The organism is bacterium, assembly GCA_019912885.1.
Lineage (GTDB): Bacteria > Lernaellota > Lernaellaia > JACKCT01 > JACKCT01 > JAIOHV01.
On record JAIOHV010000090.1, the window covers coordinates 64,603 to 79,422 of the forward strand.

A 14,820-nucleotide genomic window follows, 5' to 3' on the forward strand; every position below is an offset into this window, starting at 1 on the left:
GACGCCCGAATCACTTGCCGGCGTTGCCCGACGCGCTCTCAAACGCGATGCGGGCGGCGCCGGCAAGCCTTTTCATGGGGCCGGAAATCGGCGATCGCCGCCGCCACGCGAAAACAAGCGTGCGCTTGGGCGCCGGCCGCGCGAACGGGCGGATCGAAAGCAGCCCGCGTCGGTTTTCGATCGGGGCGGCGATGCGCGGCAGCAGCGTCACACTCGGCCCCGCGGCGACCATCTGCACGAGCGTCGTCAGGCTCGTCGCGCGGAATCCGAGTTCCTTCGCGCCCGCCGCCGCGCAAAGATCGAGCGCCTGATCGCGCAGGCAATGGCCGTCATCGAGCAACAGCACGTCCTCGCCTCGAAGATCGTTCAAACGCACCGGCCGCTTGCCGGAGGCGAGCTTGTGCCCCGCCGGCGCCGCGAGCACGAAGGGATCCTCGCCGATGCTCTCGCACGCCAGATCGTCGATGTCCGCCTCGCGCGCGAGCAGGGCGGCGTCGAGTTCGCCCGCCAGCACGCGACGCACGAGCGCCTCGGTCTTGTCCTCGGTCCAACGAAGCAAAAGCCCGGGAAACGCGGCGCGCAGCGCGGGGTCCAGATCGGGCAGCAAATACGGGCCGATCGTCGAAATCACCCCAACGCGCAACACGCCCGCAAGCGGATCGATGTGGCGCTTCGCCGTTTCGACCAGATCGTCGACCGAAAGCAGGATATCTCTCGCTCGCGCGACAAGCTCCACACCCGCGCGCGTGACGAGCACGCCGCGCCGGCCGCGTTCAAACAGACGCACGGAAAGCGCCTGTTCGACCTGGCCGATCTGCGCGGACAGCGACGGCTGCGAAACGTGGCAACGCTCGGCCGCGCGGCGGAAATTTTTTTCCTCCGCGACCGCGACGACGTATTGAAGCTGGCGAAGGGTCAAAGGGTGGGAGGCGTATTTCATGCCTGTACGATAGGCGTTACCTATCAATTGTCCAGCCGGCCGGGCGTGCCGTGCCCGCCTGAGCGATGGGACCAAATGGACGTGATGGACAACATGGACGTCTCCCGCTAATCGCTGATCCACTAACCGCCCTATGGTTTTGTAACATTGCTTGCTTCCCGGCGCACTTTTCGATCGTTCGCTTGACGCGCGGCGCCGCTCCCTGTATTTAACCAGTAGGTTAATTACGCATGACACCCCACGCCACCCCAAACGACCCGCTCAGCACCACGTTTTCGGCGCTGGCCGACCCGACGCGGCGGGCGATCCTCGCGCGGCTTTCGTCCGGGGAAAAAACCGTGACCGAGCTGGCCGAGCCGTTTGATATCAGCCTGCCCGCCGTGACCAAGCACCTCAAGGTCCTGGAACGCGCGGGTCTGATTTCGCGGGGGCGCGACGCGCAATGGCGACCCGCCCGCCTGTCGGCAAAACCGCTCGCCGAGGTGGCGAACTGGGTTGAAGAGTACCGGCGCTTTTGGGACGAAAGTTTCGATCGTCTTGGGGAATACCTGAAACAGCTACAATCGGAGGAGGACGACCATGAACGCAAAAGAAAGTAGCGCGAGAGATCTCGCGGGGGTTTTCGCGATCGAACGAACGTTCGACGCGCCGCGCGATCTGGTGTGGAAGGCGCATGCGGAGGAACAACGGCTGCGTCAATGGTGGGGGCCCAAGGGGGCGGAGATCACCGAGTGTTCGCTCGATTTTCGGCTCGGCGGCGTTTTCCGATTCGGTCTACGCATGCCGAACGGTCTGGAGATGCGCGCGCAATGGGTTTTCCGCGAAATCGTCCCGCAGGAGAAGATCGTGTACGTCTCGTCGTTCATCGACGCGGAAGGCAACATCACACGCGCGCCGTTTTTCGATCCCTGGCCGCTCACGATTCTGACGACGGTGACGTTCACCGAGCGCGACGCGACGACGACGTTGTCGCTTGCCTCCGTGCCGATCGACGCGACCGACGCGGAGCGCGCGATGTTCGAAAAGCAGATTCCGTCGATGCGCGGCGGCTGGGGCGGCACGTTCGATCAGCTCGACGCGTACGTCCTCGGATCGCCCGATCGCGAGATCGTCCAGGAGCGCACGTACGACGCGCCGGCGTCGCTCGTGTGGGAGGCGCTCACGAAGCCCGAACATCTCACCCACTGGTGGGGTCCGAACGGATTTTCGACGACGACGGACTCGATGGACGTGCGCGTCGGCGGCACGTGGGTGTTCACGATGCACGGCCCGGACGGCAGGGACTGGCCGAATCACGTCACCTACCTTTTTGTCGATAAGCCGCGCCGTCTCGTTTACCTGCACGGAGCGGACGACGACGACGACGTCAACAAGTTCCACGCGACGATCACGCTCGACGAGAACGGCGGCCAAACGACCGTCAAATTGCGGCTGTTGACCGCTACGGCCGAATATCGCGAAGAGAAAGCGAAGTTCGGCGCCGTGGAAGGCGGCCGGCAGACATTGGCGCGCCTCGCTGAATACCTGCCGGCCATGAAGGATTGAGGATCGAGGATTGAGGATTGCGTGAAGAACGCGCGGGGCCGACAACCCCGCGCGTTTTTTTGCGCCGGCGCGCCCGGCGGGCTTTTGCCACAAATGCAACGAAGACAACGGTACGCGCGGCGACCGTGGTGGCATCTTTGGTGCGAGCTCGCAAAAAGGGAGGACGAAATGGCGAAGAAAAACCGGGACGCGATTGTCGTCGGCGCGCGTTGTGCCGGAGCGCCCACCGCCATGCTTCTGGCGCGCAAGGGATACAAGGTCCTGTGCGTCGACAGCGCAACGTTTCCGAGCGACACGATCTCCTCGCTCGTGATTCACCCGCCGGGCGTCGCCGCCCTGCGTCGATGGGGCTTGCTAGACCGGCTCACCGCGACGGGTTGCCCGCCGATCGATACATACGTCTTCGATTTCGGCCCGATCGTCATCACCGGCGCTCCCGGCGAAGGCGAAAACGGCATCGCCTACGCGCCGCGGCGCACCGTCCTCGACAAGCTGCTCGCCGACGCCGCGACCGAATCCGGCGCCGAGGTTCGCGAGGGTTTCACCGTCGAGGAAATCCTGATGGACGGCGACCGCGTCACCGGAATTCGCGGCCACGGCAAGGGCGAGGAATCCGTCGTCGAGAACGCGCGCGTGGTGATCGGCGCGGACGGCCGTTATTCGCTCGTGGCGCGCGCGGTTCAGCCCGAGCAGTATCACGAGAAGGAGCCGATTCTGGCGGGATACTACGCGTTCTGGAGTGGCCTTCCCATGAATGGGCGCTTCGAAACCTACATTCGCGATCGTCGCGGATTCGCGGCGATCCCGACGCACGGCGACATGACGCTCGTCATCGGCGGATGGCCCATGAGCGAGTTCGAGGAAAATCGCCACGACGTCGAGGCGCACTACCTGGCGATGTTCAATCAGGCACCCGAGTTCGCCAAGCGGCTGCGCGGCGCGTCGCTCGAATCGCGCATCGTCGGAACGCCCGTATCCGGCTTTTTCCGCAAGCCGTACGGCCGCGGCTGGGCGCTGGTGGGCGACGCCGCGTACAACAAGGATTACATCACCGCGCAGGGAATCACGGACGCCTTTGAAAGCGCGGAATTGCTGGCCAACGCGCTCGACCAGACATTTACCGGCGAGCGCTCGTATGACGAGGCGTTGGGCGCGTATCAGAATCGGCGCGACAATCACGTGTTGCCGATGTTCGAGTTCACCTGCGAGATCGCGACGCTCGAACCGCCCACGCCGCAGCTTCAGAAGTTGCTCGGTGCGGTGCAGGGGAATCAGGACGCGATGGACCAGTTCGTGGAGGTCAACGCGGGGGTGCTGTCGCCGGCGGAGTTTTTCTCGGAGCAGAACGTCAGCCGCATCTTCGCGCAGGCGCAAGCACCGCGGATGGCGTAGAAGGACTGTCGTTTCACCGTCCCCGGCACACTCACAACACGCCGCGCATGAGGAGCACCCAGATCGCGCCGACGAGCGTCGTCGCGATCGCGAGCGGAAACCCGACGCGCAGGTATTGCCGGAATCCGAACCCGCCCACCTCGTGCGATGCCTCGGCGACGATGATGTTCGCGACGGAGCCAAGCAGCGTCAGATTGCCGGCGAACGTCGAGGCCATCGCCAACAGCTCCCAACCCATGCGCGGATCGGACAGCGTCGCCATCTGATCGCGAACCACGAGAATGAACGGCACGTTCGTGACGACGTTGGAGCCGACAAGGAATATCCCCGCGACGCCGAGCCATCCGGCAAAACCGTCCTCGACGCCCGCCAGCGGGAACCGCTGAAATACAGCGGCCGGCGCTCCGCTTTTCGTGAACCCTTCGACGACGACGAACAGCCCCGCGAAAAACAGCAGCAGCGCCCAGTCGATACGCGGCCACAGCTCGCGCGCGTCCCGCCGGTGCAAAAGGATGAGGGCGACGAATCCCGCGACGGCTGTCCACGCGAGATCGGCGCCGAGCGTGTAGAACACGACGGTCGCCCCCACGACGGCGAGCGTGATCCTCGCGCGCCGCGACAGCCTTCCCGCTCCCACCGGCGATTCGAACGTCGCGCCCTTCAGCGCGGCGCGGAACATGACGTGCAACAAGGCGTGGTTGATCGCAAGGCCCATGATCGCGACCGGCGCCATGAGGGCGAGGTAATCGCGGTACGCGAGATCGCCCAACATACCGCACAACATGTTTTGCGGATTGCCGACGAGCGTCGCCACGCTGCCCGTGTTCGACGCGGTCGCGATCGCAAGCAGAAACGGCAGCGGCGGCAGGCGGTTCCGCTGCACCATCCGCACGATGATCGGCGTCCCCAGCACGCACACCGCGTCGTTTGTGATGAGCGCCGAAAGACCACCCGCACCCCAGACCACGAATCCGAGCAGGCGCGCGGGCGTGCGTGCCGCCGTCACGACCCGACGCTCGACCTGATCGAAAAACCCGTCGAGCGCCAGGACGGCGCCCATGCCCATCACGCCGAAAAGGAGCACAAGCGTCGCGCCGTCCACCGACGCGAGCGCCTCGCGTGGCGAGAGCACGCCGAACGTCACGCACGCGACCGCGCCGGCAAGCGCCGCGGCGGGACGATCGAGATGCACGATTTGCGCCCGCCGCGCCGCGATCAGGACGTACGTCGCGGCGAAGATCAGGATACCGATGAGGTTTGGCACCGGTGCGTTGATCTTGCGTCAGTGAGGCAATTTCACGAGGCCGTCGCCGTCGAGCTCCCAATAGGGATTGAACGCGATCTCCCAAAGGTATCCATCCGGATCGGAGAAATAGCCCGAGTATCCGCCCCAGAAAACGTCGCGCGCGCTCTTCAAGATTTTCGCACCGGCCTTCTCGGCGCGTGCGAGAGTCGCATCGACATCCGCGCGCGTCGCCACGTTGTGCGCGAGCGCGATGCCGCCAAAGCCCGAGCCCTCCGCGGGAATATTCGCATCCTCGGCGAGCAGGTGTTTCGGATACAGGCCGAGCACCACCCCGCCCGCGAACAGGAACACGACGTCGTCGGTTGACGCGCTCGATGCGCGAAAGCCCAATCCGTCGACGTAAAACGCGCGGGAGCGCGCGATGTCGGCAACGCCAAGCGTCACCAGGTTCAGCCGAAAATTCGATGCCGCCATCGTCCCCCCTTTTGTTCGTTCGACACGATCAGGAAAGTGCCACGCCCATGCGGCCGAACGCGATCGGGAAGACAGCGGGCGTATGGCGAAACGCGAATTTTCCACCGCCGGGAAAGGCGGTGGCGATATCCGCTCGCCGCCGCCCTCACGGCCTTGACCAATCGTCGAAGGCTAATGCGCGGGATTTTCCCCACGGAAGTACGCGTCGGCGACATCCATCGCGTCCGCCGCGATGACGATGCCAAGGCGCCGCCCGAAGATGTCGTCGACCGGCGGGTGAATGCCGCCCCAGATGCGCGACAGGCTCGTCTGGTCGGACGCATCGCGGTACGTCGCCCACTGCAGGACGACATCCACCGTGGGGCCTTCCTCGGTTTCGAGAAACTCGTTTTTTGGCGCGACGAACTCGCCGAGCCCGCCGGGGAAATATTCGTCGCCCGTGAATTCGGTCAGGATTTCGGCCGCCGCGCGCGAGAAGGTTGAGTGGCCGGAGATGTATCCGGCGAACGGCGGCGTCACGAATGTCGGGCGCTGATACGGCACCCAATTTTCCGCGAGCATCCAACCGACCCCCGCGGTGTCCGTCTGATTTTCGTTCACCTCCGACGTGCCGCGCCACGCGAAAAGCTTGATCTTGCCGACGTTTTCATTATCGTCGCCGGCGAGCGGATCACCTTCCTCGACGACCTCCACGTATCCATCAATCAGCGGAAGACCTTCCGGATCGTAATTCGGCAACGTGTCGTCGGTGCTTTGCCCGCGATCGGCCATGAAACGGATCGCGGAGATCGGCCGCACGTAGTCGTACCAGCCCTTGATGCCCCACGCGGTCACCGCGGAATCATGGATGCCGCCGCCGAGCGCGAAGTACACCTTGACGTCCCATTCGAGATCCGTGAGCACCGGCCCGGTCCCCTTGTATCGTTTTTGCGCGGCCGGATGATCGCTCACGGCGAGGTTGACGACGGTGAACCAGTGCCCCGGCGGCGTCTCCGAGTCCGGACCGTCCGCCCAAAACTCCGTGAGCACGCGCGCGTAGTCGCCGCGCGGAACGATGTTCGGTTCGTACGGCTCGCCGGTGTACGGATTGACCGGATGGCCCGTGTCGTAAACGCCGCCTTCGTACAGATTGTAGTAGTCCCTCAGCGACGCGATGTCCTGCGGCAGCTCGCCGGCATTGCCGATTGTGCCGGGCGAGATATCCCACATCACTCCATCGGCCGGGTCCAGGTGCGACGACCAGATCGCCACGAACTCGTGGTTCCAGAGATATTCGTCGGGCAGAGCGCCCTCTCCGCGAAGAAGCGCGGGCGCGCCCGGATCGTAGCAAACCGGCCAGAACGCGTCGTCGCGGTCGGGGCGTTCAAAGGTTGAGAACGCCTCGGCGGGCAACGCGAACGGGATGACGCGGCCCCACTCGGCGCCGACGAAGGCCTGCAGGTTGTCCGTCTGGTTGCCGGACTGGTCGATCGAATCCTCGAGATCGAGCGGCTGCCAGAGATCGGGATCGACGATCGTCGGATTCCCCGGCTGTTCGGGCCGTAGCGGCGGATTGACGGACTCGTAAACGACGCCCGCGTAATCGCCCTCCTCGTTCGATCCGTCCAGGAGCCCGTACTCCACGACGCAGTCCGATAGATACAACCCCAGCGCCGCGGCGCGCTCGGCGCGCGTTCCGTGAAGATAATCGCGCGACTCGTACAAGGGGCTAAAGCCCAGCTCGACGAGCGTGTCCTCGAAGAGATTGAGCTGAAAATCCACGCCCGGCGAATTCCGGAAGCGATGCGTCAGCAGGCGGTACATCGCGTAGCTGATCGCGATCGAACGCTCGCCGTCCGGATCCGTCGCGCCCGCGCGCAGATCGTCGCGGTCCTCGTCAGGGAACGGGCACGCGTATCCCCCGACGGTATTGCCGAGGAAAAAGGGCTTCGCGACGCCGTCATAGACGGCCCAAAGGTCGTACATCATCGCGGAGGAGTGAAACAGGTTTCTCGCGTGGACCGTCGGACGCGCGAAGTCGCGCCGGATCGCCTCGAGCAGCGCGTCGTTCCAGACGCGCGCCGCCGATTTTTCGTTCGTCCACGCCGGACTATCCGGGTTGACCGCGACGGGCGTTCCGTCGCCGCAACCAACGACAAGCAACACGGCGAAAACCACGACCGGAAGGAACTTCAGTTTCCTGGGCATCGTCGCACCTCAAAAAATTGTAAGCTTCATTATATTCCAAAAAATTCGTGCCGTCACCGTCCGGCCCGCGTGTTGATTTACGCGTTGGCGCGAATCGCGGATTTTTCAATGCTCGGGTTGCCGGTTTGCCGCATGTCTCGCTCCCTGACCGACGCCGCAACGTCGCGCGCCGTGTTCGCGCGTTGACCCCACGGACATCGCATGGATAATCGATCGTCCCAAAAATATTGCCCGCGCTCATTCGGCGATTGAGAATCAAGAGGCGCCTCATGACCCCGCAACCCGACCGGAATATAACGCGCGCCGGGTTGGTGGGTTTTCTCGCGCTTTACGTCCTGTTGCGGCTGCTTTTTGTCTACACCGCTCCCTGGACGGAAGAAGAGCACGAGTGCCTCATCGCCGTCACGGCGACGAACGACGAACCCGCGTATTACACCAAACCCAACGTGATTTTCGGCGGCGAAGGAGTCGTCGCGTATAACCGCGTCCTGGTTCGGAAGGTCTTCAAACATTTCGGAGCCGATATTTTCAACGTGAAATTGATTGCCGTCGCGACATCGACCTTCACCTACCTGCTTGCCCTGTTGGCGCTGGGGCGAATGGTCGACGCGCGCCGGTTTCTGCTCGGCGCCGCGATCTTGTTGCTGCCGTCGTGGAACTATTGGTGGGCCGACTTGCGCCTCATCAATTATCAGAATGTCGGCTGGTGTTTTCTGTTGCTGTATCTGGCCTGGGACGACCAGATCGAGGGACGAACGCGGCTGCCGTTGCTTGGCCTTGCGGCGGGGCTGGCGCTCGTGGTGATCCCGTTTCCCATGAACGTGACCTCGATCGGATTTCTGGCTATCGCAAGCGTCAAGGCCGGCGTCAGCCCCGCATCGAAAAAACGCGTCGCGCTCCACGCCGCGTGCGCCGCCTTTTTCGTCCTCACTTTCAAGGCGCTATTTTTCGGCGGCATCGGACCGCTGTTGCGAACGCCGCTTTTTGGTAATCTCTGGCGCGTTGACCAACTGGTTACCCGATTGAATCTAAAAAGCCACAATTCCGAAGTCATAGATTTTATTGACGATACGGACCCGTTCCGATTGACGATGGTCGCCATCGCCCTCGCCCTCTTGTTATTCCAGGGTTTCGTTTTTTTTCGAAGAAATCTTCGAACGCGCCACGCGCGCATTTCGATTCCGATTTTCTGGCACGGGATTGTCTTTGGCATCCCTCTCGCCGTGCTCGGCCTCGTCCACGACAAGTGGATCGGTTATCTGCTTTGCGTCTTTCCCTTTGCATTTCTGGCGATCGCACCGGAACTCGGGAAACGGACGATGACCGTCGCGGCGCTGCCTCTATGCGCCGTCGGAGGGTGGGGAGCGATAAACGATCTCGTGTTCGCCGATCCGCCGGAGCACCTGGCGTCCGGGAAGGAGGCTTGTTTACGCCTTCGTCCGGAAACCGCATGCGAATACGGTTTGGCGACACGCACAACGCTCTGCGGAAATCTCATGGGGGTCGCCCGTCGCGAATGCGTGAAGGAACATCTTCTCCAGGCGTACTTCCGCGTTCGCGATGCCGGCCTTGAAAGTTGCGACGAGATTCCCGCGAACTGGCGTAAGCGGCCTGACGACTCTCCGCTGGCTTACCGTGTGATCGGGACCGAGCCCGTTCCGGATCCGGAATCGTGCCTGATGACGATGGATTATCGGTTGGCGCAAGCGGACACGACGTCCGAGGCGCTTTCGGCTTGCAAACGCCTTGAAAACGACCGGTCGCGGCGGTGGTGTCTGCGCAAGGCGGGGAGTTTCCACGCGTCCGCGGGGCGCGGACCCAATAAGCGCCAAGGCGATGATTTTTTGCGCGGCTATTGCAATGAACGGGGCATCCAAAACGCACGAGAAAACAAGGATCGCGACTCGCCACCGCCTGCCGGTTGCACGGAGGGCGGCGCTCTCGAAGCCTTCCGCGCGGGACGATTCGTGGAATTCGTCGCCCGCCAAAATCCGCGAACCGTGGAGGCTGCCATCAACGCATGCCGGGAAGCCGACGACCCTGCGATCATCGAGCGCTGCCTGGAGAGCCTGCCTCATTTGATCGATGTCCGGGTCGAGTCGTTCGAACGGTTGAACGACGAATTCGATCGATGCCTGGAGTTTCGCAATGCGCGAGCGCGCATGGGTTGTGTGAAAGGCCTCGCCGCGCTTTCGTGGGTGATCGGCGACGAGCGGCCTTCGCACTGGTGCCGGCGGCTCGATCGCGACGACGAACGGCGACGCTGCCACAAAGCGACCCGCACCTTATCGGACGGGTTTTTAGACCGCGCGAGTTTCTGTCTCGAAACACCGCGTTGAGCGGCATCCTCCGCGGCGAGCGAGTTCCCCTGGGCGCCGATCTCCGGACTACCGGCCGCGCGCTTCCTCTCCCCTCAGCACGATACAGGTGCTCGACACCTTGGCGACAAGGCTCCCCGTTTCGTCGGTGACGTCGCATTCGACGTAGCCGAGCGTCTTCGTGCGGCGCACGACGCGCCCTTCGGCGCGAAGCGTCGCGCGCCAGACTGGCTTGAAGTAGCGCGCGCTGATGTCGAGCGTGGTGAACGTCTCGTCATCCGCGAGCGTCGTCGCCATCGCGGTGCCCATCGCCGCGTCGGCCAGATCGCATATCACGCCGCCGTGCAGCGTGCCCATCGGATTCGCATGCCGCTCGTCAGCGACCAGTTCCATGACCGAACCTCCCGGCTCGAAGTGCGTCGCCGTGAAACCGATGAGCCTCGCGATCGGCGGCGGCGCCTCGCCCGAAAGCATTCCCTGAAGCCGTTTCATATGGCGCGTCATCGGTGTGGCGTCTCGGTCGGAGTTCATATTCCCTTCCTCTTGTTGGATACGAGGGGGCGATCGTCGCGCGATTCGCTCCTCGAGCGCAATATGAAACGCGTTGTCGAAGCGGCGAACGGGCCGCGTCGCCGTCGCTTCAGCGACGCGTTCGATGATCTGAAAAAATGGTTGTATCGCTCACCGCCACATTGATCCCAATGCGGATAAGGGTTTTCGGTTTTCGACAACCCTGGAGCTAACGATGAGAAACACCCCGTTGATCGCCCTGGTTTGTTTTGTCGCCGCCGTTTTCTTCGCGGCCGACCCGTTAGGCGCCGCGACGACGCCGGCCGAGAACTGCGAAGCCCACAAGCTGGTGGCCGCCGGCCACTACGCCGACTGCCGCTTGAAGGAAGACGCGAAGGCCGCAAAGAGCGGCGCGGCGGCTGACTATGCGAAGTGCGGCGAGACGCTCATCGAGCGCTTCGAGTCCGCGGAGAATGCCTTCGGCGCGGCGTGTCCGACAATCGGCGACGCCGCTGACGTGATCGCCCGCGTCGCGGCCGAGACCGACGCGTTGGCGCTCCTGCTTTCGGGCCAGACGCCGCCCGCGCCGGCCGAATGCGGCAACGGCATCCTTGAGGGCGCGGAAGCGTGCGAAGTCGGCGATCTCGACGGCGCAAGCTGCGAATCGGAGGGCTTTGCCGGCGGCGCCCTGGCGTGCGACACGGGCTGCACGTTCGATACCGGCGGCTGCTACGCGACGCGATTCGTCGATAACGGAGACGGCAGCGTCACCGACAACGGCACCGGTCTCACCTGGGAACAGAAGACCACGGACAGCAGCATCCACGACGTCTTGCGGTTGTTCATCTGGAGCACCCCGATTCCGGGCAACCCGATCACGACGGACGGTCTTCCCGACGGCACGCTGTTCACGTCGTTCCTTTGGGAACTCAACGGGACGGTGAGCACCGACGGCACGACGATCGGCGGATGTTTCGCGGGTCACTGCGACTGGCGGTTGCCGACGGTCGAGGAGTTGAAGACCATTCACGTCGCGCGGGTCGATCCCATCTTCGGACCGACGCGGCCCGAAGATTACTGGACAGGCACGGAATATCCGTACGACCTGGATCCCGAAGCCGCCTGGCGCGCCTATTTGGGCGGCTACTACCTCTGGTTCAAGGCGCAGCCCGCATTCGCCCGCGCGGTTCGAGGCCCGCTCTGGAACCCGTGATCGCGCCGTCGATTGTCGTCGCCCGAATCAGGATTCGCTGAGGCCGCGTCCGGCGTATTAAGCCGTCGTTCAAGGATTGCGACCGTGGGCGGCGCGACGTCGACGATCGCTTCCTGTTGCCGCGGTCGGGGCGCCGCAAGGCGCCCCGACGTTTTTTGCGTACACCGGCCGCGTTTTCTCACGGGTTGACGCCGGCGTTGCCGGGCTCATCCGTTCACGCGCGCGCCGCCCGTTTCTGGTTGCGCATGGCTCTGATAGCGTAGCGGCCCCACGAATGCGGGGCGCTCGATCATGGGAAATCTCATCTGCCCGGTATCGACGGTGCGTATTGACGCAGGCGTCGTGCGTATCAATGCATTTCTGACGATGCTTCTCCTCGTCACGTATCTGGCGGCGCGCGAGCCGCTCATCGTCATCGTGCTTGCGCTGGACTTTTTCTGGCGCTCGTTTTTGAACGCGCCGCCAAGCCCGATGACGCGCGTTTCGAATCTTCTCGCCGGATTAATCCGCCTGCCTTACCGCGCGACCGACAAGGCGCCGAAGGTCTTCGCGGCGCGCATCGGATTTTTGTTGACGGGCGCGGCTTCCGTGACGCATTTCGCCTTTCCCCCGGCGGCGCCGTGGCTTGCCGGAATCGTCGCGGTATTCGCGTTTCTCGAATCGGCGTTCAACTTCTGCGCGGGATGCTTCGTCTACGCGCACGTCGCCCTGCCGCTAACGCGGAAGCTCGAAGGATCGCGCACCGACGGCTCCGGTTAAATGGGGCAACGCGGGAGCCCGTGCGGTTGCCCACCGCGACGACTGCGAACGCTCACGGCGTCGTGCCATTCCTTCGTGCGTGAGCGAGAAGGCCGGGCACACGCGCGTCGCCGACCTGCTGAGGAATACGGGTTTGGCGCAATCAGCCGAGTTCTTCGGCGAGCCCGATGAGAATGCCCTCGGGCCCCCGGACGTAGCAGAGCCGATACGCGTCTTCGTAACGGACCACTTCGCCGACGAGCCGCGCGCCGCGCTCGCAGAGGCGCGCGAGCGTATCGTCGATGTCCTCGACGGTGAACATGACGCGCAGGTACCCGAGAGCGTTCACCGGAGCGCCGCGGTGATCGGCGACCACGGGCGGCGCGAGGAATCGGGACAATTCGAGCCGGCCGTGACCGTCCGGCGTACGCATCATGGCGATCTCGACGCGCTGGTCGCCAAGTCCCGTGACCCGCCCGGCCCACTCTCCTTCGATCGGGGCGCGCCCCTCGAGTTCGAGGCCAAGTTCGGTGAAAAACTCAATGGCGGCGTCGATGTCCTCGACAACGATACCGACGTTATCCATGCGTTTGACCGTCATGATGTCTCCCTGGAGTTCAATGGAGCGGCGAGTCTAGCGGCTCGTGCTCTCCTGTTGACCCTGTCTCACGATCCGCCCTTAATCCTTCGTCTCGGTCATCGTGGCCTACTTTATTCGCGGCCTATTTCTTCGCTGCAGGCCTCTTCGTGGAATTGCCGTCCATCGTGGCGTCCCAAGGTCACTTTATGCACGAGACGCCGTGATCGCGCGTGGCTCGGGCAGCTAAATTCCGGATCATTGGGTGCGGGCCGGCGTTGCGTTCGTATGCCATAGCTCTTCGAGAATCGCCACCGCGCGTCCGGCGCCGCCGGCACTGGCAAACGCTTTCGCCACGCGCTCGGCACCGGGCTTGCGCGCCATTGCGGTGCGGATCGCCGCGCGAAGGCGATCGGAGGTCAGGCGCGATCGCGGCACGAACGTGCCGGCGCCGCAAACGTCGACACGCCGCGCGCTCTCGCTTTGATCGCGTCCCCACGGCACAACGCACACGGGCACGCCCGCGGCGAGCGCACGTTGCGTCGTGCCCATGCCGCCGTGCGTGACGAGGAGATCGACCGCGGGAATCACCTCGGCGTGAGGCAAGAAGCGTGTGATGCGAACGCCATCGCGCGGCGCTCGAAATCGCGCCGGGTCAAGCGCCGCGGTCGTTACGATCACGCTGCCGGGTTCCCCCGCCAGAGCGGCAAGTGCCGTCTCGATGATGGCGCCGTCATCCTGAAATTCCGTCGACACGCCGACCAGAACGCGCGGCCGTTCAAGCTCGTGGATCCACGCGGGCGCCTGCCCGGTGGGCGCCCACAAGCCCGGACCGACGGCGCGTAGGTTCGCCGGCCAGTCCGAACGCGAATATTCGAAGGGCTCGGCGGTGCGATAAAGGAGAATGTCGGGGCGACGAAAAATGTCGGCGTGCCGGCGAATCGCGCCGGCTCCGACGCCGGTTCGAAACGCGTTCAACCGATTCATCAATCCGCCGATCGCGGCATCCGTGACACCCCAAAGCACGCGGTCGCGCAGGCGTCCCGCCCATCCGCCCGGCGGCGGAAAGCCGGGTCCGAACGCGGGCGCGTCACGCGACGGAACCGGCAGGCAATACGGCAAGAACATCGCCCACGGCCGGCTCCGCGCCTCGGTCCACGCCGCGGCGCCAAAAGCGTTGGCGTCGACGACAAGGCCATCCGGCGCGATCGTCTCGTATCCGCGCGCGAGATCATCCGCCTCGAACGGCGCGCGCTCGATCCATCGCGACAAAGTCCGGCGAAACTGCGCGAGCGGATTTGCGCTCTTGTAGTCGTCAAGCGGCAGAGCCTCGATGCGCGCATCGATGGCGCGGTGTTCGAGCCCCGCCGCTTCAATGTTCGCGCGCTCGTCGGCGAGGGTTTGAATGACGACGCGATGCCCCGATTGCCGCAGCGCGATCGCGACATCCATCATCGGATACAGGTGGCCTCGCGCGGGGGACGTGTAGATGAGAAACGTGCTCATGCGCGGCGCATCATAAAACGGAATGGTCTTTCGTCGAGAGACGCATGATTCCGTCGCAATGCGAACCCGCCGCGTGGGCATGCGATCCTGGAAATCAGGCTTGTTTTTTGAGATGACGCCGACGGAAAATAATTCGCGCGTCGTGTCGAATCGGACCGCCGTCAATCGTCGCTC

The 14,820-nt window shown here is 64.0% G+C and carries 12 protein-coding genes and 1 pseudogene; 6 read left to right on the forward strand and 7 right to left on the reverse strand.

Annotated elements, in window-relative coordinates; all coding sequences use genetic code 11:
- Window positions 1-10: 10 nt before the first annotated feature.
- Window positions 11-940, reverse strand: a complete 930-nt coding sequence (locus K8I61_07730) for a LysR family transcriptional regulator (protein ID MBZ0271913.1) — start codon at window positions 938-940, stop codon at window positions 11-13.
- Window positions 941-1,170: 230 nt separating this feature from the next.
- Here K8I61_07730 and K8I61_07735 point away from each other — a divergent pair, with 230 nt between their 5' ends.
- From K8I61_07735 to K8I61_07745, 3 genes and pseudogenes are all read left to right on the forward strand, one after another.
- Entirely contained in the window at window positions 1,171-1,539 is a 369-nt protein-coding gene (locus K8I61_07735; GenBank protein MBZ0271914.1) for a metalloregulator ArsR/SmtB family transcription factor, read from the forward strand.
- Window positions 1,520-2,026: pseudogene (locus K8I61_07740) on the forward strand (SRPBCC domain-containing protein). Before K8I61_07735 ends, K8I61_07740 begins: the two are co-directional and overlap by 20 nt.
- Window positions 2,027-2,653: 627 nt before the next feature.
- Window positions 2,654-3,877, forward strand: a complete 1,224-nt coding sequence (locus K8I61_07745; protein MBZ0271915.1) for an FAD-dependent monooxygenase — start codon at window positions 2,654-2,656, stop codon at window positions 3,875-3,877.
- A gap of 31 nt (window positions 3,878-3,908) precedes the next feature.
- On the opposite strand, the gene K8I61_07750 is transcribed toward K8I61_07745, so the two are convergent.
- From K8I61_07750 to K8I61_07760, 3 genes are all read right to left on the reverse strand, one after another.
- Complete coding sequence (locus K8I61_07750) at window positions 3,909-5,141, reverse strand: hypothetical protein (protein ID MBZ0271916.1); 1,233 nt, start codon at window positions 5,139-5,141, stop codon at window positions 3,909-3,911.
- A gap of 18 nt (window positions 5,142-5,159) precedes the next feature.
- Window positions 5,160-5,597 (reverse strand): VOC family protein, encoded by a 438-nt coding sequence (locus K8I61_07755; GenBank protein MBZ0271917.1) that lies wholly within the window; start codon window positions 5,595-5,597, stop codon window positions 5,160-5,162.
- A 171-nt stretch (window positions 5,598-5,768) separates the two neighbouring features.
- A complete protein-coding gene (locus K8I61_07760; GenBank protein MBZ0271918.1) occupies window positions 5,769-7,784 on the reverse strand; it encodes a vanadium-dependent haloperoxidase in 2,016 nt (671 codons plus the stop codon).
- 269 nt (window positions 7,785-8,053) lie between these two features.
- Here K8I61_07760 and K8I61_07765 point away from each other — a divergent pair, with 269 nt between their 5' ends.
- Window positions 8,054-10,123 carry a hypothetical protein gene (locus tag K8I61_07765; protein MBZ0271919.1) on the forward strand — a complete coding sequence of 690 codons (2,070 nt, stop codon included), beginning with the start codon at window positions 8,054-8,056 and terminating at the stop codon, window positions 10,121-10,123.
- 48 nt (window positions 10,124-10,171) lie between these two features.
- On the opposite strand, the gene K8I61_07770 is transcribed toward K8I61_07765, so the two are convergent.
- Window positions 10,172-10,633 (reverse strand): PaaI family thioesterase, encoded by a 462-nt coding sequence (locus K8I61_07770; protein MBZ0271920.1) that lies wholly within the window; start codon window positions 10,631-10,633, stop codon window positions 10,172-10,174.
- 214 nt (window positions 10,634-10,847) lie between these two features.
- Here K8I61_07770 and K8I61_07775 point away from each other — a divergent pair, with 214 nt between their 5' ends.
- Both K8I61_07775 and K8I61_07780 read left to right on the forward strand, forming a co-directional pair.
- Window positions 10,848-11,825: a DUF1566 domain-containing protein gene (locus tag K8I61_07775; protein ID MBZ0271921.1), complete on the forward strand. Its 978-nt coding sequence runs from the start codon at window positions 10,848-10,850 to the stop codon at window positions 11,823-11,825.
- Window positions 11,826-12,116: 291 nt separating this feature from the next.
- Entirely contained in the window at window positions 12,117-12,584 is a 468-nt protein-coding gene (locus tag K8I61_07780; GenBank protein ID MBZ0271922.1) for a DUF4395 domain-containing protein, read from the forward strand.
- Window positions 12,585-12,726: 142 nt separating this feature from the next.
- Here K8I61_07780 and K8I61_07785 read toward each other — a convergent pair whose 3' ends face one another.
- Together K8I61_07785 and K8I61_07790 are read right to left on the reverse strand one after the other, a co-directional pair.
- The gene (locus tag K8I61_07785; GenBank protein ID MBZ0271923.1) at window positions 12,727-13,164 is read right to left on the reverse strand and encodes a VOC family protein; all 438 of its coding nucleotides are present in this window, start codon (window positions 13,162-13,164) and stop codon (window positions 12,727-12,729) included.
- Between the two features lie 234 nt (window positions 13,165-13,398).
- Complete coding sequence (locus K8I61_07790; GenBank protein ID MBZ0271924.1) at window positions 13,399-14,646, reverse strand: glycosyltransferase; 1,248 nt, start codon at window positions 14,644-14,646, stop codon at window positions 13,399-13,401.
- Between the last annotated feature and the right edge of the window lie 174 nt (window positions 14,647-14,820).